Source organism: Streptomyces sp. 8N114 (assembly GCF_052245835.1).
Taxonomy (GTDB): Bacteria; Actinomycetota; Actinomycetes; order Streptomycetales; family Streptomycetaceae; genus Streptomyces.
The window spans coordinates 81,884-106,642 of record NZ_JBQQBT010000008.1 but is presented as its reverse complement, the minus strand read 5'-3'; the positions used below and the strand labels follow the sequence as shown (position 1 = coordinate 106,642).

General features: G+C 73.3%; 22 protein-coding genes. 15 read left to right on the top strand and 7 right to left on the bottom strand.

Annotated features, from left to right (window positions below; all coding sequences use genetic code 11):
- Nucleotides 1-79: 79 nt before the first annotated feature.
- The gene (locus tag ACTWQF_RS19040) at nt 80-1,201 is read right to left on the bottom strand and encodes a Gfo/Idh/MocA family protein (RefSeq protein WP_443280727.1); all 1,122 of its coding nucleotides are present in this window, start codon (nt 1,199-1,201) and stop codon (nt 80-82) included.
- 93 nt (nt 1,202-1,294) lie between these two features.
- Between ACTWQF_RS19040 and ACTWQF_RS19035 the strand changes: the two genes are divergently transcribed.
- Both ACTWQF_RS19035 and ACTWQF_RS19030 read left to right on the top strand, forming a co-directional pair.
- Nucleotides 1,295-1,933, top strand: coding sequence for a TetR/AcrR family transcriptional regulator (locus ACTWQF_RS19035; protein ID WP_443280726.1), 639 nt, complete (start codon nt 1,295-1,297; stop codon nt 1,931-1,933).
- A gap of 241 nt (nt 1,934-2,174) precedes the next feature.
- Complete coding sequence (locus tag ACTWQF_RS19030; RefSeq protein ID WP_443280724.1) at nt 2,175-3,140, top strand: DMT family transporter; 966 nt, start codon at nt 2,175-2,177, stop codon at nt 3,138-3,140.
- A 161-nt stretch (nt 3,141-3,301) separates the two neighbouring features.
- Here ACTWQF_RS19030 and ACTWQF_RS19025 read toward each other — a convergent pair whose 3' ends face one another.
- Entirely contained in the window at nt 3,302-3,733 is a 432-nt protein-coding gene (locus tag ACTWQF_RS19025; protein WP_443280723.1) for an ATP-binding protein, read from the bottom strand.
- A 269-nt stretch (nt 3,734-4,002) separates the two neighbouring features.
- Nucleotides 4,003-5,163 carry an 8-amino-7-oxononanoate synthase gene (locus ACTWQF_RS19020; RefSeq protein WP_443280722.1) on the bottom strand — a complete coding sequence of 387 codons (1,161 nt, stop codon included), beginning with the start codon at nt 5,161-5,163 and terminating at the stop codon, nt 4,003-4,005.
- Nucleotides 5,164-5,345: 182 nt separating this feature from the next.
- Here ACTWQF_RS19020 and bioB point away from each other — a divergent pair, with 182 nt between their 5' ends.
- The 10 genes from bioB to mug all read left to right on the top strand — a co-directional run bounded on the left by bioB (nt 5,346) and on the right by mug (nt 15,671).
- The gene (bioB, locus tag ACTWQF_RS19015; protein WP_443280720.1) at nt 5,346-6,434 is read left to right on the top strand and encodes a biotin synthase BioB; all 1,089 of its coding nucleotides are present in this window, start codon (nt 5,346-5,348) and stop codon (nt 6,432-6,434) included.
- The gene (locus ACTWQF_RS19010) at nt 6,427-7,728 is read left to right on the top strand and encodes an adenosylmethionine--8-amino-7-oxononanoate transaminase (protein WP_443280718.1); all 1,302 of its coding nucleotides are present in this window, start codon (nt 6,427-6,429) and stop codon (nt 7,726-7,728) included. Before bioB ends, ACTWQF_RS19010 begins: the two co-directional genes overlap by 8 nt.
- 1 nt (nt 7,729) lies before the next feature.
- The gene (gene bioD / locus ACTWQF_RS19005) at nt 7,730-8,464 is read left to right on the top strand and encodes a dethiobiotin synthase (RefSeq protein WP_443280716.1); all 735 of its coding nucleotides are present in this window, start codon (nt 7,730-7,732) and stop codon (nt 8,462-8,464) included.
- A 188-nt stretch (nt 8,465-8,652) separates the two neighbouring features.
- Nucleotides 8,653-9,549 (top strand): LLM class F420-dependent oxidoreductase, encoded by an 897-nt coding sequence (locus tag ACTWQF_RS19000; protein WP_443280714.1) that lies wholly within the window; start codon nt 8,653-8,655, stop codon nt 9,547-9,549.
- A 64-nt stretch (nt 9,550-9,613) separates the two neighbouring features.
- Nucleotides 9,614-10,048 carry a GNAT family N-acetyltransferase gene (locus ACTWQF_RS18995; protein ID WP_443280713.1) on the top strand — a complete coding sequence of 145 codons (435 nt, stop codon included), beginning with the start codon at nt 9,614-9,616 and terminating at the stop codon, nt 10,046-10,048.
- Between the two features lie 216 nt (nt 10,049-10,264).
- Entirely contained in the window at nt 10,265-11,626 is a 1,362-nt protein-coding gene (locus ACTWQF_RS18990) for a hemolysin family protein (RefSeq protein WP_443280712.1), read from the top strand.
- Nucleotides 11,623-12,633, top strand: a complete 1,011-nt coding sequence (locus ACTWQF_RS18985) for a hemolysin family protein (protein WP_443280710.1) — start codon at nt 11,623-11,625, stop codon at nt 12,631-12,633. The genes ACTWQF_RS18990 and ACTWQF_RS18985 overlap by 4 nt, the downstream gene beginning before the upstream one ends.
- An 82-nt stretch (nt 12,634-12,715) precedes the next feature.
- Complete coding sequence (locus tag ACTWQF_RS18980) at nt 12,716-13,519, top strand: SGNH/GDSL hydrolase family protein (RefSeq protein WP_443280708.1); 804 nt, start codon at nt 12,716-12,718, stop codon at nt 13,517-13,519.
- A gap of 170 nt (nt 13,520-13,689) precedes the next feature.
- Nucleotides 13,690-15,120 (top strand): adenylosuccinate lyase, encoded by a 1,431-nt coding sequence (purB, locus tag ACTWQF_RS18975; protein ID WP_443280707.1) that lies wholly within the window; start codon nt 13,690-13,692, stop codon nt 15,118-15,120.
- Nucleotides 15,121-15,167: 47 nt separating this feature from the next.
- Nucleotides 15,168-15,671, top strand: coding sequence for a G/U mismatch-specific DNA glycosylase (mug, locus tag ACTWQF_RS18970; protein WP_443280705.1), 504 nt, complete (start codon nt 15,168-15,170; stop codon nt 15,669-15,671).
- A 14-nt stretch (nt 15,672-15,685) separates the two neighbouring features.
- Here the strand turns inward: mug and ACTWQF_RS18965 are convergent, their stop codons facing one another.
- A complete protein-coding gene (locus ACTWQF_RS18965) occupies nt 15,686-16,096 on the bottom strand; it encodes a hypothetical protein (RefSeq protein WP_443280703.1) in 411 nt (136 codons plus the stop codon).
- A 148-nt stretch (nt 16,097-16,244) separates the two neighbouring features.
- On the opposite strand from ACTWQF_RS18965, the gene ACTWQF_RS18960 reads away from it, so the two are divergent.
- Nucleotides 16,245-17,417: an ROK family protein gene (locus tag ACTWQF_RS18960; RefSeq protein ID WP_443280701.1), complete on the top strand. Its 1,173-nt coding sequence runs from the start codon at nt 16,245-16,247 to the stop codon at nt 17,415-17,417.
- A 66-nt stretch (nt 17,418-17,483) separates the two neighbouring features.
- Here ACTWQF_RS18960 and ACTWQF_RS18955 read toward each other — a convergent pair whose 3' ends face one another.
- The gene (locus tag ACTWQF_RS18955; RefSeq protein WP_443280699.1) at nt 17,484-18,239 is read right to left on the bottom strand and encodes a GntR family transcriptional regulator; all 756 of its coding nucleotides are present in this window, start codon (nt 18,237-18,239) and stop codon (nt 17,484-17,486) included.
- Between the two features lie 224 nt (nt 18,240-18,463).
- On the opposite strand from ACTWQF_RS18955, the gene ACTWQF_RS18950 reads away from it, so the two are divergent.
- On the top strand, nt 18,464-19,237 hold the full coding sequence (locus ACTWQF_RS18950; RefSeq protein ID WP_443280698.1) for an SDR family oxidoreductase: 774 nt from the start codon (nt 18,464-18,466) through the stop codon (nt 19,235-19,237).
- Between the two features lie 18 nt (nt 19,238-19,255).
- Here the strand turns inward: ACTWQF_RS18950 and sigJ are convergent, their stop codons facing one another.
- The gene (gene sigJ / locus ACTWQF_RS18945; RefSeq protein ID WP_443280697.1) at nt 19,256-20,176 is read right to left on the bottom strand and encodes an RNA polymerase sigma factor SigJ; all 921 of its coding nucleotides are present in this window, start codon (nt 20,174-20,176) and stop codon (nt 19,256-19,258) included.
- 160 nt (nt 20,177-20,336) lie between these two features.
- On the opposite strand from sigJ, the gene ACTWQF_RS18940 reads away from it, so the two are divergent.
- On the top strand, nt 20,337-21,230 hold the full coding sequence (locus ACTWQF_RS18940) for an alpha/beta fold hydrolase (RefSeq protein WP_443280695.1): 894 nt from the start codon (nt 20,337-20,339) through the stop codon (nt 21,228-21,230).
- A gap of 177 nt (nt 21,231-21,407) precedes the next feature.
- Here ACTWQF_RS18940 and ACTWQF_RS18935 read toward each other — a convergent pair whose 3' ends face one another.
- Entirely contained in the window at nt 21,408-24,557 is a 3,150-nt protein-coding gene (locus ACTWQF_RS18935) for a hypothetical protein (protein WP_443280693.1), read from the bottom strand.
- Nucleotides 24,558-24,759: the final 202 nt, after the last annotated feature.

Genomic DNA, 24,759 nt, shown 5'->3' with positions numbered 1-24,759 from the left:
ACCGCCAGGCTGGTCGCGCCCACGCGGCGGAGCCGCACATCAACACGCCCCGCGCCCCTTCGGGGCGCGCCCGGGGACGTCAGCCCAGGTCCCGGCGGGTGCCGGTCTGCGCGGAGAGGCGGATGGTGTCGAGGAGGCGGTGCAGGTCGAGGCCGGTGTCGAAGTCGGGGACGCTGGACGATCCGGTACGAAGGTCGAGCGCCAAGTGACGGTACATCCGGGCGACGTTGAAGCCTTCCGCGGCGGGGTCGATGCCGAAGGCGACGCGGTACCGGTCGGGGAGGGGCAGCTCCCGGTAGGTACCGTCCGACGCGTCCGTTCCGAGCAGGCGCAGTTGGCCGATCTGGATGCCTGCCGAACCGCCTGCACCGGTGGAGACGAGGGCCAAGTCTCCGTCGGTGCCGGTGATTTCCAGCCGGGTGCGACTGTCGGTGATCTTGGCGTCGTGGATGTGGGCCGATACGACGGCACCGTTGTCGAGGGTCGCGTCGAGCAGGAGGTGGTCGGGGCTCGTCGCCTCGACCACCTCGCCGGTCTCGGCGAGGGTGCAGACAGGGTGCTGGACGGACAGGTTGGCCGACAGCTCGCTGATGTCGCCCAGCAGGTGCCGCACCGCGTCGAGCGTGTGCCCGCCCGCGACTTCGAGAGTCCCGGCCCCGTTGTGGCGGTCCAGGGTGTACGCGGCCCAGGCGGGGATCCGGCCGCCGGCGCCCTTGCCGCGGGCGGCGTACACCGTGGCCGAGGTGACCCGGCCCAGGTGGCCCTCGGCGATCAGGTCGCGGGCGTAGGCGATCGCCGGGGCGTACCGGGCCTGGAGTCCGATCGCATGGTGCACGCCCGCGCCGTGGGCCGACTTCGTGAGGCCGTCGGCCTCCTCGGTGCTGCGGGCCAACGGCCACTCGCAGTACACATGCTTGCCGGCCGCCAGCGCGGCCCCGACAAGTTCGGCGTGCGCGGGAACCTTCACGGTGATGACGACCAGGTCCACCTCGGGATGTTCGGCGAGCTGCCTGGCGTCGGTGAACGCGTGGGCGGCCCCGAACCGGCGCGCCGCCGCCTCGGCGCTCTCCGGACGGCTGGTGCCAACGGCCGTCAGCTCGTACTCCGGTAGTGCTTCGAGCGCCGGGACATGTGCCCGAGCGGCCCAGCCGCGGTCGGGGCTCGCTCCGATGATGCCCACCCGGATCTGCTTCGGTTCCATGCCTGACTCCCAGCCATAAGCGGACAGATCTTGTCCGATTGAGGACCCTAGCTAACCGGACAGGGTTGGTCCAGTTATCGCTAGGATCGGCGCATGAGCCGACCGAGCCGCACCGCAGTGGACCGCCTCCTGGCCGACGGATCGGGGCGGCGCCCGCGCGCCGACGCCCGGCGCAACGTCGAACGCCTGGTGGAGGCGGCCCGGATCGCCGTCGCGGAGGTCGGCGTCGGCGTATCGGCGCACGAGATCGCGCGCCGGGCAGGCGTGGGTGTCGGCACCTTCTACCGGCGGATTCCCTCCCTGGAAGTGCTCCTCCAGGCGGTGCTCGACGAGGTCCTCGACGACATCGAGGACGCCGCCGATCAGGCCATGGAGGACCCGGACCCCTGGAGCGGACTCTGCGCCTTCGCGACGGCCTATGTGCGGCTCCGTGCGGAGAGCTGCGGCATCAGCGAGGCGCTCGGCGGCGCCTGCGGAGACGCTCTCGCGCCGAGACTGGAGGACTTGCGCGAACGGCTGCGGCTCCTCGTGGAGCGCGCCCGGTCGGCCGGCGCTATGCGAACGGACATCGCGTGGCAGGACGTCGCGTTCCTGTTCGCCGCCGCCGCGACGGGTGAGCGGACGCTGGGCCTGCGGGCCGGAGAGCAGCAGTGGGAGCGCAATCTCCGGATCGTCCTCGACGGGCTGCGTCCGGCGCAGCCCGGCACGCTGCCGGGCGCTCCGCCGGCCTGAGTCCGTACCTGCACAGGGGGATCGCACGTGCTCTGTCCAGCAGTCGAATCCCGGATGACGGCTGCCCCCTCGTGTGCTTAGAGTGCCGACCATGATCTCGGCCAAGCTGACGCTCTCCCCGCCCACCGCGTAAGGCGGGCGGCCACACACGGCGCCGCGACGGACACGACTGTCCGCCGCGGGGGTCGGTGGTGCCCGCGAACGGGACCACCCTTCACCCCTCCTTACGCGGAGCGCATTCGTGCCGACATCTTCTTCCGGTTCTGCCGGTTCCTACGGCCTGCCCGTCGGGCGTGGCCTGCTCTTCCTCGCCGCTGCCGGTGCCACCTGGGGCACCACGGGCGCGGCCGTCGATCTCGTCTACTCCTCCAGCGACCTGGGCCCCGTCGCGGTGTCCTTCTGGCGCTACGTCAGCGGACTCGCGCTGCTGCTCATCGGCCGTGCCGTGCTGCGGCGGCTGCGTCCGCGCGGCACGGCCGAGCCGCGGCTGCGCCCCGCCCTGCCGCGTTCCCGGTTCGCGCTGCGACTGGCGACCGGTCTGTGCCTGGCCGTCTTCCAGACCGCCTACTTCGCCGCCGTACCGGCGACGGGAGTGGCAGTCGCGACGATCGTGACGCTGGGCGCGGCCCCGGTGTTCGTGGCGCTCGGTGCCTGGCTGGCGCTGCGGGAACGGCTCGGCTGGGGCGGAGCGGGTGCCGTCGCCGCAGCGCTCAGCGGGCTCGCCGTACTGGTGCTGGGCGACGGGAGCGGCGGGGTGCACCTCGGCGGGGTCGCTCTCGCCCTGCTGTCCGCGGCGGCGTTCGCGGTCTCGGTGGTGCTGGCCCGCTGGGTCGGCAGTGCGGGCCTGCAGGAGAGCCCCTTCACCCTCACGGCGTGGTCGTTCGCGGTCGGCGCCGTGGTACTGCTGCCGTTCGCGGTGGCCGAGGGGGCGCTGCCGCACTCCGGTGAACTGGTGCGCGCGGTACTGCTGTTGCTGTACGTGGCGGCGGTGCCCACGGCGCTGGCGTACCCGCTGTACTTCGCCGGTGCGGCCGTCGTACGGGCCGCCACGGCTTCGGTGGTCATGCTGATCGAGCCGGTCAGCGCGGCTGTGATTGCCGTCGGGCTGCTCGGCGAACGGCTGACCCTGCCGATGCTGCTGGGCACGCTGATGCTGCTGACAGCAGTGGTGTTCCTGACCCGCGCGGAGGCCGCGCAGGCCGCATAGGCCGTGCCGTTGTTCCGGTGAGGGGGTGCCCCTGCCCTCGCTCGCGGGGTGCGGGTGAGCTGTGGCTGGTGGGGGCACCTCCCGGCCGGAGGCTGGGGGAGCAGTTCCCCGCGCCCCTTACGGGGCGCGTCTCCCATGCCGGGTGCGCGAGATCCGTCAGGTCACCCCGTGGGCACCGGCAGCCAAGGGAGCTCGACCCAGACGGTCTTGCCGCCGTCGGGCGCGGGCGTGATGCGCAGTCGGCCGCCGGACTCGGCGGTCAGTGTGCGGATGATCAACAACCCGCGGCCGTTGTCCTGCTGCACGGCGGCGGGGAGCCGGCGGGGTCTGCCCGGATGGCTGTCGGTGACGCCCAGACACAGCCGCTCGGCGCCCTCCAGGCGCAGATCGACGGTGAAGGTGGGCGACCGGCCGAAGGTGTGCTGGACGGCGTTGGTGGCGAGCTCGGAGACGATCAGGCGCAGCGACCCCATGGCGTCCGCGTCCTCGGGCAGCCCCCACGCCCGCAGGGTGTCCGTGACGTGTCTGCGTGCGGCCGTGACGGAAGCGGGTGCGCTCGGCAGGGTGATCGTCGCTTCCTGCTGGTCTGCCATGGCGAGGCCGTCCCTTTCCCGGGGCCGTTGGCTCCTCAGTCGCGCGGCAGCGGGCCGGCGCTCCGCCCTCTCGAAGAGACGGAGAGCGTCCCGGACAACCGCTGCGCGACAGAGTGCCATTCCTCGCGGCGCCGTGCGGCGGATCCCCCTGCTTGCGCGGGGTTCTGTCGCCCGAAGCGGTGAACTCTGCGAGGTCAGCGCACATTTGGCGCCGTCGAGGACATATCGCGGAGCACCTGCGATGGCCGGACTCCCTCGCCGGTGCCGGCTCAGGCGGTGCGCGGGGCGGTGGCGATCACCGTGTTCGCTGCCCGGGCGAGCACGGTCTCGTCGAGGTCGCCGCGAGCGGTCAGGCGGAGCCGGGAGATGCCGTCGGGGACGGACGGGGGGCGGAAGCAGCCGACGTGGATACCCGCGGCCCGGCAGTCGGCGGCCCATTGCACCGCGGCTTGCGGAGACGGGGCGCGCACCGAGACGACGGCCGCGTCGGGGCGGGTGACGTCGAGGCCGGCGGCGGTCAGCCGGGCGTGCAGTTCGGTGGCGACGGCGCGGGTGTGCGCGGCGCGTTCGGGCTCGCGGCGCAGCAGCCGCAGCGCACCCAGCGCGGCGCCCGCCGCCGCTGGGGCCAGTCCGGTGTCGAAGATGAAGGTCCGCGCGGTGTTGACCAGGTGCGCGATGACATGCGCCGGCCCCAGGACGGCGCCGCCCTGGCTGCCCAGCGACTTGGACAGCGTGACGGTCACGACCGTGCCCGGGGTTCCCGCGAGCCCCGCCGCATGCGGCGCGCCCCGGCCGCCGTCGCCGAGCACGCCGAGGCCGTGTGCGTCGTCGACGAGCAGCCCGGCGCCTGCCGCGGTGCAGACGGAGGCGAGCGCCGCCAGCGGTGCCGCGTCGCCGTCGACGGAGAAGACGGAGTCGGTGACGACGAGAGCGGGTCCCTCTTGCGGGCGTGCGTCCAGTTCCTTGGCCACGGCGTCCGGGTCGGCGTGCGCGGCAACGGCCGTACGGGCGCGGGAGAGGCGGCAGCCGTCGATCAGCGAGGCATGGTTGTGCGCGTCGGAGACGAGGAGCCCGCCGCCGCCCGGCGCGTTGGTGAGCGCGGTGACCGCGGCGAGGTTTGCGGCGTACCCGGAGGAGAGCACGAGGGCGGCCTCGAAGCCGCAGAACGCGGCCAGTTCCGTCTCCAGCTGTGCGTGCAGCTCGGTCGACCCGGTCACCAGACGGGAGCCGCTCGCGCCCGCGCCCCAGTGCCGGGCCGCCTCGGCAGCGGCGGAGACGACCTCGGGGTGCCGGGAGAGGCCGAGGTAGTCGTTGCCGGCCAGGTCGAGCAGCGGGGAGTCGGCGGGGCGCGGCGCAAGGGTGCGCAGCAGCCCTGCGGCGCGGCGCGTCTCCAGCGCCGCGGCGGTCCATGCGAAGGGGTCCTGGGACATGGGGCTCTCTTCGTCACCGGCCTCGGAGGTCGGCTGAGGGTTCGGCTGGGGTTTGTAGGCAGTCAATAGAACCTAACGTGCCATGCCGAGGGTCGACGTGTGACAACATCCACACCTCGCTCGAGTAGTCTTGTAGGCTTCCTCCATTACCCAGCACGGTCGCATGGGCAAGGATCGTGCCCATGGACGACCTGCTGAACTCACTGGTGAACAAGGGGCTCCGCGGCGAGACACCCACCCGGGACGAGGCACTCGCGGTGCTGCGGACCACGGATGACGACCTGCTCGATGTGGTGACGGCCGCCGGAAAGGTGCGCCGCCGGTGGTTCGGGAAGCGGGTGAAACTCAACTACCTGGTGAACCTCAAGTCCGGGCTGTGTCCCGAGGACTGCTCGTACTGCTCGCAGCGGCTCGGTTCCGAGGCCGGCATCCTCAAGTACACCTGGCTCAAGCCCGAGGAGGCCGCGGACGCCGCGGCGGCCGGGGTGCAGGGCGGCGCCAAGCGGGTCTGCGTGGTGGCCAGCGGGCGCGGTCCCACCGACCGCGACATCGACCGGGTCTCCAAGACGATCGAGGCCATCAAGGACCGGAACGAGGGCGTCGAGGTGTGCGCCTGCCTCGGCCTGCTCTCCGACGGGCAGGCGGAGCGGCTGCGCGAGGCGGGGGCCGACGCCTACAACCACAACCTCAACACGTCCGAGGCCACCTACGGCGACATCTGCACCACGCACACGTACGACGACCGGGTGGAGACCGTCAAGCAGGCGCGGGGCGCCGGGCTTTCGCCGTGCTCCGGGCTGATCGCGGGGATGGGCGAGACGGACGAGGACCTGGTCGACGTGGCCTTCTCGCTGCGGGAGCTGGACGCGGACTCGGTGCCGGTCAACTTCCTGCTGCCGTTCGAGGGCACGCCGCTGGCCGACGAGTGGAACCTTACGCCGCACCGCGCGCTGCGCATCCTGGCGATGGTGCGGTTCGTCTGCCCGGACGTGGAGGTGCGGCTGGCGGCCGGGCGCGAGGTGCATCTGCGTTCGCTCCAGCCGCTGGCGCTGCACCTGGCCAACTCCCTCTTCCTGGGCGACTACCTCACCAGTGAGGGCCAGGCGGGCAAGGCCGATCTGGAGATGATCGCCGACTCGGGCTTCGAGGTGGAGGGCACCGACACCACCACGCTGCCCGAGCACCGCCGCGAGGAGTCGCCGGCCCACCCCCATGAGCGGGTTGCCGTGCGGCGGCGCGGGGTGGGGACGGAGCTGCCGCCCAATGTCTGAGAGCTCCACCGGCGCACTTCTCGCACTGGACCGGCAGCATGTGTGGCACCCGTACGCGCCGATGCCGGGGACGAGCGAACCGCTGGTGGTGGAGTCCGCCTCGGGCGTACGGCTGCGGCTGGCCGAACCCGCGTACGGGCAGCGGGAACTGGTCGACGGTATGTCGTCCTGGTGGTCGGCGATCCACGGCTACCGCCACCCGGTGCTCGACGAGGCGGCCCGCGACCAGCTCGGCCGGATGAGCCATGTGATGTTCGGCGGGCTCACCCACGAGCCCGCGGTCCGGCTGGCCGCGCGGCTCGCCGAGGTGTCACCCGGCGACCTGGAGCACGTCTTCCTGTGCGACTCGGGTTCGGTCGCGGTCGAGGTGGCCGTCAAGATGTGCCTGCAGCACTGGCGTTCGCTGGGGCGCCCGGAGAAGCGGCGGCTGCTGACGTGGCGCGGCGGCTACCACGGGGACACCTGGCAGCCGATGTCGGTGTGCGACCCGCAGGGCGGCATGCACCACCTGTGGTCGGGTGCGCTGCCTGTGCAGGTGTTCGCCGATGCTCCGCCCTCGGGCTTCGCCGCGGAACCCGACGAGGAGTACATCGCGCATCTGCACAAGGTGGTGGAGCAGCACGCGCACGAGCTGGCCGCCGTCATCGTCGAACCGGTGGTGCAGGGCGCGGGCGGGATGAGGTTCCACTCCCCCGGCTACGTACGGGCGCTGCGCGAGGTGTGCGACGAGCACGGCGTGCTGCTGGTGCTGGACGAGATCGCGACCGGGTTCGGCCGTACCGGGGAGCTGTTCGCGGCACAGCACGCCGGGATCACCCCAGACGTGATGTGTGTCGGCAAGGCGTTGACCGGCGGCTATGTGTCGATGGCGGCCACATTGTGCACACCGCGCGTGGCGGAGGGGATCGCGCGCGGCTCGGTGCCGGTGCTGGCGCACGGCCCGACGTTCATGGGCAATCCGCTGGCCTCCGCGATCGCGGGCGCCTCGCTGGAACTGCTGCTCTCCCAGGACTGGCAGGCGGAGGTGCGGCGGGTGGGCGACGGCCTGCGCGCCGGGCTGGCCGAGGCAGCTGACCTGCCGGGCGTACGGGAGGTGAGCGTGCTCGGCGCGATCGGTGTCGTACGCCTCGATCACGAGGTGGACCTCGCCGCCGCGACGCGCGCCGCGGTCTCGGCCGGGGTGTGGCTGCGGCCGTTCCGCGACATGGTGTACGCGATGCCGCCGTACGTCACCGACGACGCGGACGTCGCACGGATCGCCGCCGCGATGTGTGCGGCGGCACGGGAGGGCTGAGATGGACAGTGCACCCGACATGGCAGGGCCCCGGGGCGTGCTGTGCGTCTCCGGTGCCGGGACGGAGATCGGCAAGACGGTGACCACGGCCGCGGTGGCGGTCTGCGCGCTGCGGGCCGGCCGTTCGGTGGCGGTGCTCAAGCCCGCCCAGACAGGGGTGGCGGCCGGGGAGCCCGGCGATGTGGCGGAGGTGCTGCGGCTGGCCGGTGGCGACGGGGCTGCGCCGGACGCGGTGACCGGCGCCGAACTGGCGCGGTATCCGGAGCCGTTGGCGCCGGAGACGGCGGCCCGGCGTGCGGGGCTGCCTTATGTGTCGGCGCGGGAGGGCGCCGAGGCGGCCGAGAAACTGGCGGCCTCGCACGACCTGGTACTGGTCGAGGGCGCCGGCGGGCTGCTGGTGCGGTTCGACGACGAGGGCTCGACGCTGGCGGACGCCGCCCGGCTGCTGGCCGCACCGGTGCTGGTGGTCGTCCAGGCGGGGCTGGGCACGCTGAACACCGCCACGCTGACGGCCGAGGCACTGCGGGCCCGGCGGGTGGAGTGTGCGGGGACGGTGATCGGCAGCATGCCCGCGGCGCCGGGGCTCGCGGAGCGCTGCAACGTCGCGGACCTGCCGCGGTACTCGGGGCTGCCGCTGCTGGGTGCCGTGCCCGAGGGCGCCGGGGCGCTGCCTCCGCCGCGCTTTTTCGCTGCGGCGCCCGGCTGGCTGGCGCCTGCGCTGGGAGGCAACCGCTGAGGGGGTGCCCCTTGCCCGATCCCGCGGGCTGCGGGTGCTCCCCCAAGCTCTTCGAGCAGGGAGGTACCCCCAGGGCGCAGGGTGGGCAAGCGCAGCCCCCCATGCCGGGTACGCAAGATGTGGGACGCGGCCTAGGATCAGGGCGTCGGCGCGTCAGCGCAACTCGGCGCTGTCCAGGGAGGGTTGGCATGTCCAGTCCGGAAAAACCATTCCGTTTCGGTGTCAACATGGTGAGTTTCGACTCGGGCGAGGAGTTCCGGCGGCGCTGCCGCCGGGCCGAGGAGCAGGGCTACGACGTCATCCACGTACCCGATCACCTGGGCATGTGCGCGCCGTTCCCGGCGCTGGCAGCCGCCGCCGAGGTGACCGAGCGGCCCCGGCTGGGCACCTTCGTGCTCAACGCGGGGTTCTGGAACCCGGCACTGCTGGCCCGCGAGGCGGCCACCGTCGACCAGCTGTCGGGCGGCCGGCTGGAGCTGGGGCTGGGCGCGGGCTATGTGAAGGCCGAGCACGACAAGGCGGGGCTGCCGTGGCTCTCGCCGGGCGGCCGGGTGGACCACCTGGAGCACACCGTCGCGGAGCTGACCCGGCTGCTCGCCGACCCCGAGCACGCGCCGCGTCCCGTTCAGGAGCCGGTGCCGCTGCTGATCGGCGGCAACGGTGACCGCGTATTGAAGCTGGCGGCCCGCACCGCCGCGGTGGCCGCCTTCACCGGCGGGCGGCAGGTGCCGGGCGGGCCCGAGGGCACGATGGAGCTGATCACCCCTGCGGAGCTGGAGGAGCGGACCAGGGCGCTCCGCACCTTCGCCGAGGACAGGGCCGAGCCGCCCGAGCTGAACTACCTCATCCAGTACGTCGCCCAGACCTCCGACCCCGGCGAGGCGCTGGAGGGTCTGCGCCCGTACGGGCCGCGGATGAGCGACGAGGAGCTGCTGGAGCACCCGGCCCTTCTGCTGGGCTCACCCAAGGAGATGGCCGAGCAGCTGCGTGCCCATCGGGAGCGGTTCGGGTTCTCGTACCTCACCGTCCTCGACCCCTATATGGACGCGTTCGCTCCGGTGGTTCAGGAGCTGCACGGCAGCTGACCTGCACCGGTCCGCGGCTCACCAGGCGAAACAGCGTGGCGGCGGCAGCGCGGGCCATGCTGGGATGTCGGCCATGAGCGATCTTCGGATACGGGCCGCGGCCGAGCAGGACATCGACGGCGTACTGGCCTTCTGGCGGGATGCCGCCGAGGGCACCAGCGTCAGCGACGACCGGAACGGGGTCGCCCGGCTGCTCGACCGCGACCCTGAGGCCCTGCTGCTCGCGGAACGGGACGGGCAGCTGGTCGGCACGGTCATCGCCGGTTGGGACGGCTGGCGCTGCTCCCTCTACCGGCTCGCGGTGCTGCCCTCCCAGCGGCGGCAGGGCGTCTCCCGTGCGCTGCTGGCCGCTGCCGAGGAGCGCTTCGCGACGCTGGGCGGGCGGCGCGGCGACGCGATGGTGTTGGACGAGAACGAGCTGGCACACCGGGCATGGCAGGCCGCCGGTTACGCTCCGCAACCCCAATGGAGCCGCTGGGTCAAGACACTCACTCCCTGAGCCCCTTCGGCGCACGCCTGCACCAGCGTGGGAACCGGCCGACTGCCCACCCCGTTTACGCTGTACATCGCCGGGTCTGCATTCCCATACGCCCGGCACAGCCATCGGATCCGAAAGGTGTGAGCGTCCGCCCATGGGCGAGCCTCCCAGTAGTACCTCCCGACATCGCGCGTACCGGCGCCCCCTGTCCCACGATGGGAAGGAGGTGGAGGGCCGATGACGGAAGTACTGCTGCTGTTCGTGGCACTGCTGCTGTCGGTGGCCTGCGGTGGTTTCGTGGCTGCGGAGTTCTCCCTCACGACTGTCGAGCGCAGCGAACTGGAACGGGCCGAGCAGCGCGGCGACCGGGGTGCCAAGAGCGCGCTGGCGGCCGTACGGTCCCTCACCTTCCAGCTCTCCGGCGCACAGCTGGGCATCACCGTCACCAACCTGATCGTCGGTATGCTCGCCGAGCCGTCCATCGCGAAGCTGATCGCCGGGCCGCTGCGCTCGCTCGGCGTACCGTCCTCGGCCTCCTCGTCCGTCGCCCTGGTGCTCGGCACGGGGTTCTCGACGGTCGTGCTGATGGTGATCGGCGAGCTGGTACCGAAGAACTGGGCGATCTCCAAGCCGCTGCCGGTGGCCCGGAAGGTGGCGACACCGCAGCGAATCTTCTCCGCGGCCTTCCGCCCGCTGATCCGGCACCTGAACAACACCGCCAACCGTGTGCTGCTGCGGATAGGGCTCGAGCCCACCGAGGAGCTGGCCTCGGCCCGCTCGCCGCAGGAGCTGGTGGCACTGGCGCGGCATTCCGCCAAGGAGGGCGCGCTGGAGGAGGACACGGCGGATCTGTTCGTCCGCACCCTGCACCTGGCCGAGCTGACGGCGGAGAACGTGATGACGCCGCGCGTGCAGGTCACCTCGCTGGAGGTGCAGGCCACGGTGGAGGACGTCGCCAACGCCACCCGCGCCACGGGGCTGTCCCGCTTCCCGGTCTACCGGGGGAACCTGGACACCGTTGTCGGCATCGTCCGGATCAAGGACGTGCTGGCGGTGCCCGCCGTCGAGCGACGGCTGCGCCCGGTGACCGATCTGATGCGCGAACCGCTGCTGGTGCCCGAGTCGCTGACCGTGGACCGGCTGCTGGACCAGCTCTCCGGCGGGGACCGCAGTATCGCGATCGTCATCGACGAGTACGGCGGCACGGCCGGCGTCGTCACCCTGGAGGACATCATCGAGGAGGTCGTGGGCGAGGTCCGCGACGAGCACGACCCGCTGGAGGCGCCCGACCTGGCACCCGCCGGACAGGACGCGGAAGGCCGGCGTATCTACGTCGCGGACGGCGCGGCCCGCACCGACCAGCTGCAGACCATAGGGCTGCGCGCCCCGGAGGGCCCGTACGAGACGCTCGCGGGGCTGATCGCCACCGAGCTGGGACGCATTCCGGCCGCGGGTGACACCGTCTCGGTCGCCGGCTGGCAGATCGAGGTCATGGACGCGACAGGACGCCGCGCCGCGCAGGTGCGGCTGTACGGGCCCAGGCCGGGCGACGACCCGGCCGCGGCCGAGGACGCCGACAGGGCGGGGGCACAGCGATGACGGTGATCCAGCTCCTCATCGGACTGCTGACGCTCGTCGTCAACGCGTTCTTCGTCGGCGCGGAGTTCTCGCTGATCTCCGTACGACGTGCGCAGATCGAGCCGCTGGCCGAGGACGGCAACAAGAAGGCCCGCAAGGTGCTGTGGGGCCTGGAGCACGTGGCCCAGATGCTGGCCGCGGCCCAGCTCGGCATCACGCTGTGCACGCTGGTGCTCGGTGTCGTCGCCGAGCCGGCCATCGCCCACCTGCTGGAGCCGGTCTTCCACGCGGTGGGCGTGGCGGACGGCGTGGCGCACGGCATCTCGTTCGTGATCGCGCTGTCGCTGGCCACGTATCTGCACATGCTGCTGGGCGAGATGGTGCCGAAGAACATCGCGCTGGCCGGCCCGGAGCGGACCGCGCTGCTGCTGGGCCCCCCGTTGGTGGCGCTGTCGCAGGCGCTGCGCCCGGTGATCTTCACGGTGAACTCCTTCGCCAACGCGCTGCTCAAGCTGATCCGGGTCGAGCCCAGGAGCGAGGTCGAGGCCGCATTCTCCGACGACGACCTGGCGCAGATGGTCGCCGACTCCAGTGAGGCGGGCCTGCTGGACGACCGCTCGACCGAGCGGCTCCGGGACGCGCTGGAGCTGGGCAGACGGCCCATCGGTGAGGTGGCGCAGCCGCTGCACAAGGTGGTGACGGCGGGCCGCGGCGTGACGCCCGAGGGCCTGGAGAACCTCTCGGCCCGGTCCGGCTTCTCCCGCTTCCCGGTGGTGGACGACGACGGCCGGGTGCTGGGCTATCTGCACGTCAAGGACGCGCTGGACGCCTCGCCCCGCGAGGCGCCGTTCCCGCTGACGGCGATGCGCCCCATCGCCCGGGTGCGGGCTTCGCTGCCGCTGGACGACGTACTGGGCGCGATGCGCTCCAGCGGCACCCATCTGGCCGCCGTCACCGGCCAGGACGGTCGCGCGACGGGCGTGGTGACGATGGAGGACGTGCTGCGCGAACTGGTCGGCCAGGCATAGAACGGCCGTCGGCGCGGTGACAGCTCCGTTGCCCCGAGGGCGAGAGATCGTTGCTCGGGGCAACGGGCTACCATGTGCCACCGTGACCAGTGCAGCTCCCGCCTCGCCCGCGAAATCCGCCCAACCACCCGCCGCCTTCCGCTCGTTCGTCGCCCTGGGAGACTCCTTCACCGAGGGCATGTCGGACCTGCTGCCCGGCGGTGCCTACCGGGGCTGGGCCGACGTCCTGGCGACCCGCCTCGCGGCCCTTGAGCCGCAGTTCCGGTACGCCAATCTCGCGGTGCGGGGCAAGCTCATCGGGCAGATCGCCGCGGACCAGGTCGCGCCCGCGGCGGCGATGAAGGCCGACCTGGTGACGCTGGTGGGCGGGCTCAACGACGTGCTGCGGCCGGGCTGCGACACCGCACGGGTGTGTGCGCTGCTGGAGGAGTCCGTCGCCACGCTGGCGCCCAGCTGCGGCACGCTGGTGCTGATGCGCAGCCCCGGCCGCCGCGGCCCGGTGCTGGAGCGCTACCGGGCCCGGATGGAGCAGCTGTTCGACTTCATCGACGAGCTGGCCGCGCGGCACGGCGCGGTGGTGGTCGACCTCTTCGCCTCGGAGGCGCTGGGCGACCCGCGGATGTGGGCCGACGACCGGCTGCACCTGACCGCGGAGGGGCACCGGCGGGTGGCCGAGGCCGTCTGGCAGCGCCTCGGCCTGCCCGCCGAGTCCGACTGGAACACTCCGCTGCCGCCCGCCGCCCCGCCCTCCTGGCCCGCACGCCGCGCAGCGGACGCCCGCTTCGCCCGCGTACATCTGCTCCCCTGGATCGGACGACGCCTGACCGGCCGCTCCTCCGGCGACGGCCGCGCCCCCAAACGCCCGGAGCTTGCACCGCTGGCCTGAGGAGACGCGCCCCGTCAGGGGCGCGGGGAACTGCGCGCGCAACCTGGGGGTACCTCCCTGCTCGAAGAGCTTGGGGGAGCACCCGCAGACTGCAACGAACGGGCAGGGGCAGCCCCTCCCAGCCAGGTCAGCGGCATAGCACCGCGCAGCGGCCCGTAGACTCGGGCGACGTGAGTGACAAGCCGCGCATCCCGAACGTCCTGGCGTCCCGCTACGCCTCCCCCGAGCTGGTCCGTATCTGGTCCCCCGAGTCGAAGATCGTGCTCGAGCGGCGGCTGTGGCTCGCCGTACTGAAGGCACAGCAGGACCTGGGCATCGCCGTGCCCGAGAAGGCGCTGGCGGACTACGAGCGGGTGGTCGAGGACGTCGACCTCGCCTCGATCGCGGAGCGCGAGAAGGTCACCCGGCACGACGTGAAGGCCCGTATCGAGGAGTTCAACGCGCTGGCCGGGCATGAGCACGTGCACAAGGGCATGACCTCGCGCGATCTGACGGAGAACGTCGAGCAGCTCCAGATCCGGCTCTCGCTGGAGCTGGTACGGGACCGTACGGTGGCGCTGCTGCACCGGCTGGGCACGCTGGCGGGCGAGCACGCGGCGCTGGTGATTGCGGGCCGCTCGCACAATGTCGCGGCGCAGGCCACCACGCTGGGCAAGCGGTTCGCGACCGGCGCCGACGAGCTGCTGGTCGCCTTCGAGCGGCTGGAGGAGTTGCTGCGCCGCTACCCGCTGCGCGGCATCAAGGGCCCGGTCGGCACCGCGCAGGACATGCTGGACCTGCTGGGCGGCGACGAGGAGAAGCTGACCGACCTGGAGCGCAGGATCGCCGAGCACCTCGGTTTCGGCCGGGTGTTCACCTCAGTCGGGCAGGTGTATCCGCGCTCGCTGGACCACGAGGTGGTCACCGCGCTGGTGCAGCTGGGCGGCGCACCCTCGTCGCTGGCCAAGACGATCCGGCTGATGGCGGGCCAGGAGCTGGTGACCGAGGGCTTCAAGGAGGGCCAGGTCGGCTCCTCTGCGATGCCGCACAAGATGAACACCCGCTCCTGCGAGCGCGTCAACGGCCTCATGGTGATCCTGCGCGGCTACGCCTCCATGGCGGGCGAGCTGGCGGGCGACCAGTGGAACGAGGGCGACGTGTCCTGCTCGGTTGTGCGGCGCGTGGCACTGCCCGACGCGTTCTTCGCCTTCGACGGGATGCTGGAGACGTTCTTGACGGTGCTGGACGAGTTCGGCGCCTTCCCGGCCGTGGTGGCCCGCGAGCTGGACCGCTATCTGCCGTTCCTGGCGACGACGAAGGTACTGATGGGCGCCGTTCGCGCCGGGGTCGGCCGGGAAGTGGCGCACGAGGCGATCAAGGAGCACGCGGTGGCTTCCGCGCTGGCGATGCGCAAGGGCGCCGAGCACAACGAGCTGCTGGACCGGCTCGCTGCGGACTCCCGCATCCCGCTGGACCGCACCGCGCTGGGCGAGCTGATGGCCGACCGGCTGGCTTTCACCGGCGCCGCGGCCGCGCAGACGGCGGAGGTCGTCAGCCGCGTGCAGGAGGTCGCTGAGCTGCACCCCGAGGCCGCCGCCTACCGTCCGGGAGCGATCCTCTGAGTCCGCGGTTCACCAAGGAGGAGCTGGAGGCGGCCCGCGACAAGCTGGTGCCCGACGTGGCCGCCGAGGGGCTGCGGGTGCTGTTCTGCGGCATCAACCCAGGGCTGCTCTCGGCGGCGACGGGCCACCACTTCGCGCGCCCCGGCAACCGGTTCTGGCCTACCCTGCACGCCTCCGGGTTCACCCCGCGCAGGCTGCACCCCGAGGAGGAGCGGGAGCTCCTGTCGTACGGGCTGGGCATCACCAACGTCGTCGCCCGGGCCACGGCGCGCGCCGACGAGCTGACCCGCGAGGAGTTCGCCGAGGGCGGCCGGCTGCTGGCGGCGAAGGTGGCGCGGCTGCGGCCGAACTGGCTGGCGGTGCTGGGCATAACCGCCTACCGCGCGGCCTTCGACGAGCCCGCGGCGGCCGTGGGCCCGCAGCAGCGGCTGGTCGGCGGGGTGCCGGTGTGGCTGCTGCCCAACCCCAGCGGGCTCAACGCGCACTACACGCCGCCCGCGCTGGCAGCCGAGTTCGGCAAGCTGCGGATGGCGGCGTCGGCCGAGAAGTGAGGGCCGCGCCGGACTCACCCGGGGACCCACGGTGCGCTGCTGCCCTGCGCCCCGGCCGCCGCGAGGAGTTGCAGCGGTATCTCCTCGCTGCGGCGCGCCAGGCCGACGCCTGTCCAGCGGCCGTCCACCGTCCATACGGTCAGCTCTGCGACCCGCCAGCACAGTGTGCGCTCGGGCTCGGGCAGCCGCACCCCTTCGGCGGCGGCCAGCAGATGCGCGCCGAAATCGACGGTCCGCGGCTCGCCCCACTGCTGGGACAGCAGGGTGACCAGCGCCTCGTGATCTGCCCGCACTTCCCGCTCGGCCTCCAGGAGTTCGACCGGGTCGCCGTCGGGGTCCGGGTCCGCCGTACGTAACTCGGCGACCCGCGCTTCGGGCTGGGCGTGCAGGCGGCCGATGGCGGTGAGGTGGTGGGCGAGGTGCATGGGAACAGTCAACCTCCCGGCACTGACAGCCGGTTGAGCGGTCCGCCCGGGCGAGGGCACAACAGGGGGACGGCCGGGTGCCCCGGCGGCTCGCCGTGACTCCCCACAGCGGTTACGATCCGCACACGCACAGGCAGGGAGGCGGAGCGTGAGCAGGCTGACCGGAAGGGACCCGTCCCTGCTGCGGCGGATCAATTCCACGGTCGTGCTGCGGGCCCTGCGCGGCTCCACGACCCCGGCGGCGCTGACCCTCACCGAGCTGGTGCACGCCACCGAGCTGTCCCGGCCCACGGTCGAGGGCGTGGTCGAGGACCTGATCGAGGCGGGCCTGGTGGCCGAGGCGGCGGACGATCCGGTCCGGCCGGGCGGTGCGGCGCGGCGCGGGCGGCCTGCGCGCAGGTTCCGGTTCCGGGCCGAGGCGGGCCAGCTGCTCGGCCTGGAGATCGGCCCGCACCGGGTGGCGGCCGTCCTCTCGGATCTGACCGGCCGCCTCACCGGCTCCCTCACCCGGGAGGTCGACGAGACGGCAGGGGCCGACGCCCGGCTGGAGCGGATCCGCAGTACCGTCGCCGAACTGCTGCGCCGCACCGGCACCGCGCGGGAGACGCTGCGCGCGGTCGGCGTCGGTACCCCGGGCATCGTGGAGGCCGACGGGACGGTTCGGCTGGGCACGGCGCTGCCCGGCTGGACAGGGCTCGCGCTGGGCGAGCGGCTACGACGGTCGTTCCGCTGCCCCGTACTGGTGGAGAACGACGCGAACGCGGCGGTGCTGGCCGAGCATTGGAAGGGCGCGGCGCGCGGCGTGGACGACGTGGTGATGGTGCTCGCCGGGCTGAGCCCCGGCGCCGGCTCCCTGATCGGCGGCCGGCTGCATCGCGGCTTCGGCGGCGCGGCCGGGGAGATCGGGGCGCTGCACCTGCTCGGCAGGGAGGCCAGGCCCGAACGGCTGCTGTCCACGACGGACGAGCCGCTGCACCCGCTCGACGAGGCGGCGGTGGCACGGGTGTTCGCGCAGGCCAGGGGCGGGGACGAGCAGGCGCGCCGGGCCATGGACCGGTTCCTGGCCCGGCTGGTGCACGATGTGGCGGCACTGGTGCTGGCGCTGGATCCGGAACTGCTGGTGGTCGGCGGCTGGGCCTCCGGCCTGGACGGCGTACTGGACCCGCTGCGCGCCGAGTTGGAGCGCTACTGCCTGCGTCCGCCCCGGGTGGCCCTCTCGCGGCTGGGCGAGACGGCCGTGGCGACGGGTGCCCTGCGGGTCGCCCTGGACCATACGGAGAGCGAGTTGTTCACCCTGGAGGAGACGGAGCCCGCCCGCTGAGAGCCGGGCCGCGACCTGCGGCCGGGTCAACCGACGTGCCGTGGCGGCCCGTCGGTTGCGAGTCCGTCAGCTCGCCAGCAGCGAGACGTCGTCGCTGTCGCTGAACGAGAGCCGGCAGGTGTCGGCGCGGTAGGTGGCGACGGAGACGGCGGCCGTGCGGCCGTCGGCGAGGTACCGCGTCGTGACGACCAGGACCGGGGCGCCGGGCAGCCGGTCGAGCCGGCGTGCGTCGTCGGCGCGTGCCGATCCCAATTCGACCGTACGGTCCTGCCCCGCGAGCTGGAGCCGGTGGAGTTCGCGCAGCACCGCGCGGGCCCGTGCCGAGCCGTCCGGTTCGCCGTCGGCACCCGGCGGGAGGCCGGGAACCGAAGCCCCGGGAACGTACAGCACCTCGGCCGCCACCTGCTGGCCGCCGGTCGCGCGGCCGCGGCGCACCGCGTGCACAGCCGCGTCGGCCGCCACGTCGAGCATGCGGGCCACGGGCGCGGGGGCCGCAGCCTCCTCGTGGTCCTCGGCCTGCCAGGCGTCGCCCGGCGCTCCGGGCCAGGTGTGGGGGCCGGCCTCGGAGCCGACGTCCACCCCCACGCGCGGCGGCGCGACCGTCGTGCCGACGCCGCGGCGGCGCTGGAGACGGCCTTCCAGCTCGAGCTGTTCGAGGGCCTGGCGGAGGGTCGCTCTGGCCACGCCGAAACGGGCGGCCAGCTCACGCTCGTTCGGCAGGATCTCGCCGACCGCGAACTCGGAGTCGAGCGCGTCGGAGAGCACGGTCTTCAAGTGCCAGTACTTCGGCTCCGGCACCGTCTCCAGCTGCGTGGTCCCCACCCTTGCCTCCGCAATCCCCGTACGCCCGGCGGGCGATGTGTGGCGGTGTTTTTTGCGTCCTTGTTTTTTAAAGGACCTTGCGTATGCCTCCCTGACCATAGGACGGGCCCCACCCTTGGTCAAGACCAATGCCCTGGGCCAACCCCTTGCCGAGCTGCGGCCCAGCTGGTTTGATCGATCATCGATCAAACCGCTCGACCGGCCACCGACGCCCGGAGGACCCCATGGCCCGACCCCGCACGCCCGCCTCCCTTCAGCACGTCACCGTCGTCACCGGCGGCAGCCGGGGCATCGGCGCCGCCACGGCCCTGCGGCTCGCCCGGGACGGCCACCATGTGGGCATCGGCTACGCGGAGGACGAGGCGGCGGCAGCACGTACGGCGGCGGCGGTGCGCGCGGCCGGTGGCGAAGCCGTCACCGTCCGGCTGGACACCAGCGAAGCGGACGGCGTCGATCACCTCTTCGACACCGTGCGGGAAGCACTCGGCCCGGTCACCGGGCTGGTCAACAACGCGGGCGTCTCGGGGCCGCTCGGCCGGTTCACCGAGACCTCGCCGGAGGTGATGCGCAGGGTGGTGGACGTCAACGTGACGGGCGCACTGCTCTGTGCGCGGCGTGCGCTGCGGGAGATGTCCACCGCGTACGGCGGGCCCGGCGGCGCGATTGTGAACATCTCCTCCTCCGCCGCCACGCTCGGCTCCCCCGGCGAGTACGTGCACTACGCGGCGTCCAAGGCGGCCGTCGACGCCATGACCGTGGGACTGGCGAAGGAGTTCACCGGCGAGGGCGTGCGGGTCAACTGCGTGCAGCCCGGTTCCGTACTGACCGAGATGCACGCGAAGATGGGCGATCCGGACAGGGCGTGGAAGAAGGCCGAGATCACTCCGGCCCGGCGCCCGGGCGAACCGGAGGAGATCGCCGACGCCGTCGCCTGGCTCCTCTCCGACGAGGCGTCGTACGTCTCGGGCGCTGTGCTCAGGGTCGCGGGCGGCCTGTGAGAGCCGGCCGTCCGGCGGTCACTCCCCCGCGTCCTCGAGGTGGGCGAGCTTGCCCGGGTTCCGGATCAGATAGACGGTCTGGATGACGCCGTCGGCCACATCCAGGGAGAAGACCACATCCGGTCGGCCGTCGTAGGTCACCAGAGCAGCGGGACCGCCGTTGAGTTCCAGGAGACGGAAGCCGAACGCGGGGTCCTGCGCGCCTTGCGGACCGACGGCGGCCAGGAAACGGCTGACCTTGCCGGAGCCGAGGATGACGCGGCGCGGTGCCTTGGCCCCGTCCGCACTGTCGGAGACCATCCGCACGTCCGGAGCCAGCACCGAGACCAGCCCCTGCACATCGCCTTCCACCGCGGCCTTCAAGAAGCGCTCGGTCAGGTCGCGCCGGAGCTTGGGATCGACCTCGAACCGCGGCTTGCGCTCCGCCACGTGCCGCCGCGCGCGCCCCGCGAGCTGACGCACGGCGGCCTCGCTGCGCTCCAGCGTCCCGGCGATCTCGGCGTACGGGAAACCGAACGCCTCGCGCAGTACGAAGACAGCGCGCTCCAGCGGCGAGAGGGATTCCAGCACCACGAGCATGGCCAGCGAGACCGACTCGCTCAGCACCACGCGGTCCGCGCCGTCGTGCTGCTGGGCCGTCACCGCCGCCGGGTCCAGGTCGGTGACCAGCGGCTCGGGCAGCCAGGAGCCGACGTACGACTCCCGCCTGGACTGCGCCTGACGGAGCCGGTCGATGGCCAGCCGGGTGGTGATGCGTACCAGATAGCCGCGCGGTTCGCGCACCTGCGCGTGGTCGGCCGCCGACCACCGCAGCCATGCCTCCTGCACCACGTCCTCGGCGTCGGCCACCCGGCCCAGCATCCGGTAGGCCACCCCGTCGAGCACCGGCCGGTGCTCCTCGAAGACCTCGGTCACAGCATCGGTCAGGTCAGCGGTCACGTTGTCATCATGCCACCGGGACCGGAGCCGGTGGCTACGTGGGGCTTCCCTGAGCGGGCGCTTGCTGACATCGTGTCAACGAGCCGCAGCAGCGTTCGCTCCCCGGCGTGCACAGCGCCGCCGACAGCCGCGCAGCACCTCAGGAACCGTAGGAGTGGCCATGCCCGCCGTCTTCACCCCGCAGACGCCCGCCCGCGTCTCCGCCTCCGTCATAGAGGTCTCTCCCGCCGGGCAGCCGCCGTTCGAGGTGGTGTACGAGCGGCGCGGCTCCGGTGAACCGATGCTGCTGCTGCACGGCATCGGCCACCACTGGCAGGCGTGGGAGCCCGTGCTGACCGTGCTCGCGGGCAGCTACGACGTGATCGCCCTCGACCTGCCCGGCTTCGGCGCCTCCCCCGGACTGCCCGACGGAGTCTCCTACGGGCTGGAGAGCGTGGTACCGCTGCTCGCCGAAACCTGTACGGCACTCGGCGTCGAACGCCCGCACGTGGTGGGCAACTCCCTGGGCGGGCTGCTGGCGCTGGAGCTGGGGCTGCACGGCTTCGCCCGTTCCGTCACAGCGCTCTCCCCCGCCGGGTTCTTCACCCGTCCTGAGCGCCTCTACGCCTTCGCGGTGCTGCGCGGCATGCGGGCCGGGGCACGGGCGCTGCCGGACCCGGTACTGGGAGCGCTGGCCAGTACGGCGGTCGGCCGGGCCGCCCTGACGAGCACCATCTACGCGCGGCCTGGGCGGCGTTCCGCCGATGCCGTGGTCGCCGAGACCCGCGCCCTGCGGCAGGCCCCCGGCTTCGCGCCCGTCCTGGCCCAGGGGCAGCGCCCGGGAGCGCTCTTCGAGGCGGATGTCACCGGCATCCCGGTCACGATCGGCTGGGGCGACCGGGACCGGCTGCTGCTGCGCCGCCAAGGCGTACGCGCCAAGCGGACCATCCCCGCCGCCCGCCTGGTACGGCTGCGCGGCTGCGGCCACGTGCCGATGAACGACGACCCCGCCACGGTTGCCCGCGTCATCGCGGACACGGCCCGCTGCGCGCCAGCCCCTCCTTTGCGCCGGTAAGGGAGTGCCCCTGCCGGACGTCTGCGGGCTGCGGGCCCGTTGTGGCTTGGCGCTCCCCCAAGTTCTCGGCTTCTCCCCCAGCCTTCGGCCGGGAGGTGCCCCCAGAACAGGGGGGACCCCCATCGCGGCGGAGCCGCACATGAACACAGCCCCGCGCCCCTTCGGGGCGCGTAACCATCAGCTCAGTGCGCCCTCGATGCGGAGCTCCAGGGCTCCGGCCTCGCTCACCCGTTCCGCGACCACGCCGTTGGGGTCCGGCGTGCCCGCCGGATATGCGGCGCGTACCCGGGTGAGCCGAGTGACGGCCTGGTCGTAGCGGCCCAGGTCCACCTCCAGCGCGGCAGCCCGCAGCTCCGCGCTCGTGGCCTCGTGCAGCCCGGCCTCGCCGCAGGCGTGGAACGCCGTCACGGCGCGATCCGCGTACTCGATGCCCCGCGCGTAGCAGTCCAGCGCCGCAGCGCCCTGCTCGCCGGGGGCGGGGGCTGCAGGCACCGAGACTGCCTCGATCAGCAGTTCGGCAGTCTGCCGGTAGGTGTGGCCCGTCTCCAGGCGGAGCCGGAGCCGCTGCTCCTCGTCCAGCGCCTCCTCCGGGCCATGGAGCACCGCCGTGATCTCCTGCTGCGCCGCGTCCATGAAGCGCAGCGACTCCTCCACCGGCGCGCCCGACTCCATCGCCAGCCAGCCCCGGGCGTGCAGCGTACGGATCACCGCATGCGGGTCGCCCAGTGCCCGCCACAGCTCCTCGGCCCGCCCGTACAGCTCCGCCGCTGCGGGGTACCGGTCGGAGGCGCGGTGGAGGTCGGCGGCCAGATGGGTGACGACGGCGTGCCCGTGCGGGTCCTGCCACGGGTGCGGCAGGTCGGCGGCGCCGCGCAGCAACCGGGCTGCGGCGTGCAGCTGTTCGGGCCGCGCACAGGACTGGCCGAGCCAGACGCATGCCTGCACGATGCCCGGTTCGTCGGCGGCCTCCAGCAGTTCGCCGAGGGCTGCGACGAGGACGGCCGCCGCCTCGTCGGGCCGTTCGAGGGCGAGCAGACAGCCGCCGAGCCGGAGCCTGGCGCGGGTGACCTCCATGCCGCCGTCCGAGGTCTGGAGTGCGTGCACGGCGTGCCGGAGGGATTCGGCCTCTTCGGCGAGCAGGCCCTGTGCGGCGTGCACGTCGGCGTGCATCAGGTGGAGGCGTGCGAGGTCGGCCGGGGTGCGGTCGGCAGCGCCCGCACGGTCCTGCAGGGCACCGCGCAGCACCTCGGCGGCGCGCTTGTGGTCGCCGGTCTCCATCAGCAGCCGGGCCAGTGCGAGTTCGGGCCCGGTGGCCGACCAGGGGCGGCCCGCCTCGTGGAAGAGGTCGGCGGCATCGGCCAGCAGCTCGCCGGCCCGTACGGCGTCGCCACGCTGGGCCGCGAGCCGTCCCCGGGTCTCGGTTGCCTCGGCGATCCGGGCGCGGACGGCGGGGTCGGAGCTGTCGGGCAGGGCCAGGGCGACGAGGTGGGCGAGCTCGGCGTCGAGGGCGTCGGCTTCCGGTCCCAGCAGGTCGGCGGCGCCGTCCGCCTGCTGAGCCTCGGCGGTGTCCGTGGTGTCGGCAGCCTGCGGCTGGTTGGCCGGGTTCGCCGCGTCGAAGGGCGTACCGCCTCCGTTCCCGCCGCCGTCGTGTGCCCCGCCGAGGTCGTGCGCCCGCAGCCGGGCGCGGGTGAGCAGTACGGCGGTGGCGTGCCGGGTGCTGATGCGGCCCTCCGCGTGCAGGTGCTCGGCCTCCGCGCACAGCGCATCGACGGACTCGGGCGGCACCGCTGTCCCTTCCGGCGCGAAGGAGGCCGCGAAGGCGGCGCGGGCCCGGCACGCGAGGGCCTCGCCGGGCAGGTCCGCGCCGGCGAAGAGGCTCGCCGCCTCCGTGAACCGCGCTGCGCCCGCCGCCGGGTCGGTGCGGGCCAGCTCCATGGCCCGGTGGTCGAGGAGTTCGGCCCGCTCCCCCTGGCCGAGCCGTACGCCGGTACGGGCTACGGCATCCTCTACTGCGGCCCACCGGGCTGCCGCGTCCGGATGCCCGGCGGCGCTCAGCTGCCGCGCCTCTTCCAGCAGCTGGTACGGATCCGCAGCCGCGGTCTCCGCCGCTGCCCCGGCCCCTCCCTCGGACGGTGTACCGGCCGGTGGGAGCGCCACCGCGCCGACGCCGAGCGGAAGGTGCGCGGCCAGCGGTCGTGCGGCGAGCCGGGCGCGGACGGCCGCGCGGTGCAGCGTGGTGCCGGCACGCCGGTCGAACCGCTCTGCCACGTCCTGCGCCTGTGAGGCGGCGTACTCCAGCAGGGATGCGGCGTCCCAGTCCTGTCCCTGGGGCCCGGGGACGGGAAGGGCGCTGTGGCCGAGATCGCCGAGCCGCCGCATCAGCAGCGCCACGGCGGACAGCCACGCCTCGTAGCCGGGGGCGTCGTCCTGCGGCTCCCAGCGCGCTTCGTCCTGCTCGGCGAGGATCTCCAGCCCGCGTGGCTCGTTGCCGGTGCGGGCGCAGAACTCCAGATGCCGTGCGAGGGAGCCGCGCTCGGCAGGCGCCTCGCGGACCAGCAGATAGCCGGCGAGGTGTCTGCTGCGGGCCTCGGCGGTGCGGCCCAGGCGCAGCAGCGGGGCCAGCGAGGCGGCCAGTACGTACGGCTGCCGGCCGGCGCACGGGTACTCGCCGCGCAGCACCGGCTCCCACATCCGCAGCGCGGCCTCGTCCTCCGCAGCCCCGCTGCCGGGTGCCTCGGCCTCCGCCTCCTCCGCACGGGTGGCGTGCGCCCGGCCGCGCCAGGCCAGCTCGCAGCCCGCGCAGTCGGCGCTCCGGTCGCGTTCCGCCTCCAGCCAGTCGTCGTAGGCGCGGGCGGCGCGCGGCCGGTCGCCGAACCGCTGGGCTGCCAGGAACTCCCGTGCGTTCACGGCGCGTTGGGACAGCCCCGCGTCGGCATGGCTGCGGGCCATCAGGGTGAGCCACTCGTCGACGTCCGCGACGGGTGTCTCCGGGTCGGCGACCAGGTCCTCCACCACCCACCTGAGGGACCACAGCAGTGCGAACGCGGCGTCGGCGTCGAAGGCTTCCGGGTCCTCGTCCCACAGCCGCAGCGCCCGCGCGACGGGGGCCGGAGTGGTGCGCGCCGCGGAGCCGAAGGCGCGGCTGGCGGCCAGATGCAGCAGTGCGGCACCCAGTGCGGCCCGCCCTTCCCGGGTGCCCGCCTGAGCCAGTGCCTCGGCCTCCGCGACCAGATCCGCCGCCCGCGCGACACGCTCGGGACCGTGCGGCGCGCCGCCCCACACCCGGATGTCCGCACGGAGCTGGGCGGGCGTACGGCTGGTGGTCATCGGGCCTCCTGGGCCGGGGTGGAGCGAGCGGGCAGCATGCGGGTGGAGTTGTCCGTGAAGCGGCATCCTAGGCCGCTGGAAGCGGTCGGACACACGGAGTCGCGGCGTCCCCCTTCTGTCCGGTGTGACACCGGTGTTCACTGTGGCTTCGTGTGTACGGCACACGGACGGGATACAGGTAACACAGGCAACATCTGACGCC

Bases quoted from the DNA above. Each gene is read 5' to 3' on its own strand.
- ACTWQF_RS19020 (WP_443280722.1), bottom strand. From the start codon at position 5,163: ATGTCCCAGGACCCCTTCGCATGGACCGCCGCGGCGCTGGAGACGCGC.
- ACTWQF_RS18935 (WP_443280693.1), bottom strand. From the start codon at position 24,557: ATGACCACCAGCCGTACGCCCGCCCAGCTCCGTGCGGACATCCGGGTG.
- ACTWQF_RS18990 (WP_443280712.1), top strand. From the start codon at position 10,265: ATGACGGAAGTACTGCTGCTGTTCGTGGCACTGCTGCTGTCGGTGGCC.
- ACTWQF_RS19010 (WP_443280718.1), top strand. From the start codon at position 6,427: ATGTCTGAGAGCTCCACCGGCGCACTTCTCGCACTGGACCGGCAGCAT.
- ACTWQF_RS19025 (WP_443280723.1), bottom strand. From the start codon at position 3,733: ATGGCAGACCAGCAGGAAGCGACGATCACCCTGCCGAGCGCACCCGCT.
- ACTWQF_RS19035 (WP_443280726.1), top strand. From the start codon at position 1,295: ATGAGCCGACCGAGCCGCACCGCAGTGGACCGCCTCCTGGCCGACGGA.
- ACTWQF_RS18995 (WP_443280713.1), top strand. From the start codon at position 9,614: ATGTCGGCCATGAGCGATCTTCGGATACGGGCCGCGGCCGAGCAGGAC.
- ACTWQF_RS18940 (WP_443280695.1), top strand. From the start codon at position 20,337: ATGCCCGCCGTCTTCACCCCGCAGACGCCCGCCCGCGTCTCCGCCTCC.
- bioB (WP_443280720.1), top strand. From the start codon at position 5,346: ATGGACGACCTGCTGAACTCACTGGTGAACAAGGGGCTCCGCGGCGAG.
- ACTWQF_RS19000 (WP_443280714.1), top strand. From the start codon at position 8,653: ATGTCCAGTCCGGAAAAACCATTCCGTTTCGGTGTCAACATGGTGAGT.
- ACTWQF_RS18965 (WP_443280703.1), bottom strand. From the start codon at position 16,096: ATGCACCTCGCCCACCACCTCACCGCCATCGGCCGCCTGCACGCCCAG.
- bioD (WP_443280716.1), top strand. From the start codon at position 7,730: ATGGACAGTGCACCCGACATGGCAGGGCCCCGGGGCGTGCTGTGCGTC.
- ACTWQF_RS18950 (WP_443280698.1), top strand. From the start codon at position 18,464: ATGGCCCGACCCCGCACGCCCGCCTCCCTTCAGCACGTCACCGTCGTC.
- ACTWQF_RS18985 (WP_443280710.1), top strand. From the start codon at position 11,623: ATGACGGTGATCCAGCTCCTCATCGGACTGCTGACGCTCGTCGTCAAC.
- ACTWQF_RS19040 (WP_443280727.1), bottom strand. From the start codon at position 1,201: ATGGAACCGAAGCAGATCCGGGTGGGCATCATCGGAGCGAGCCCCGAC.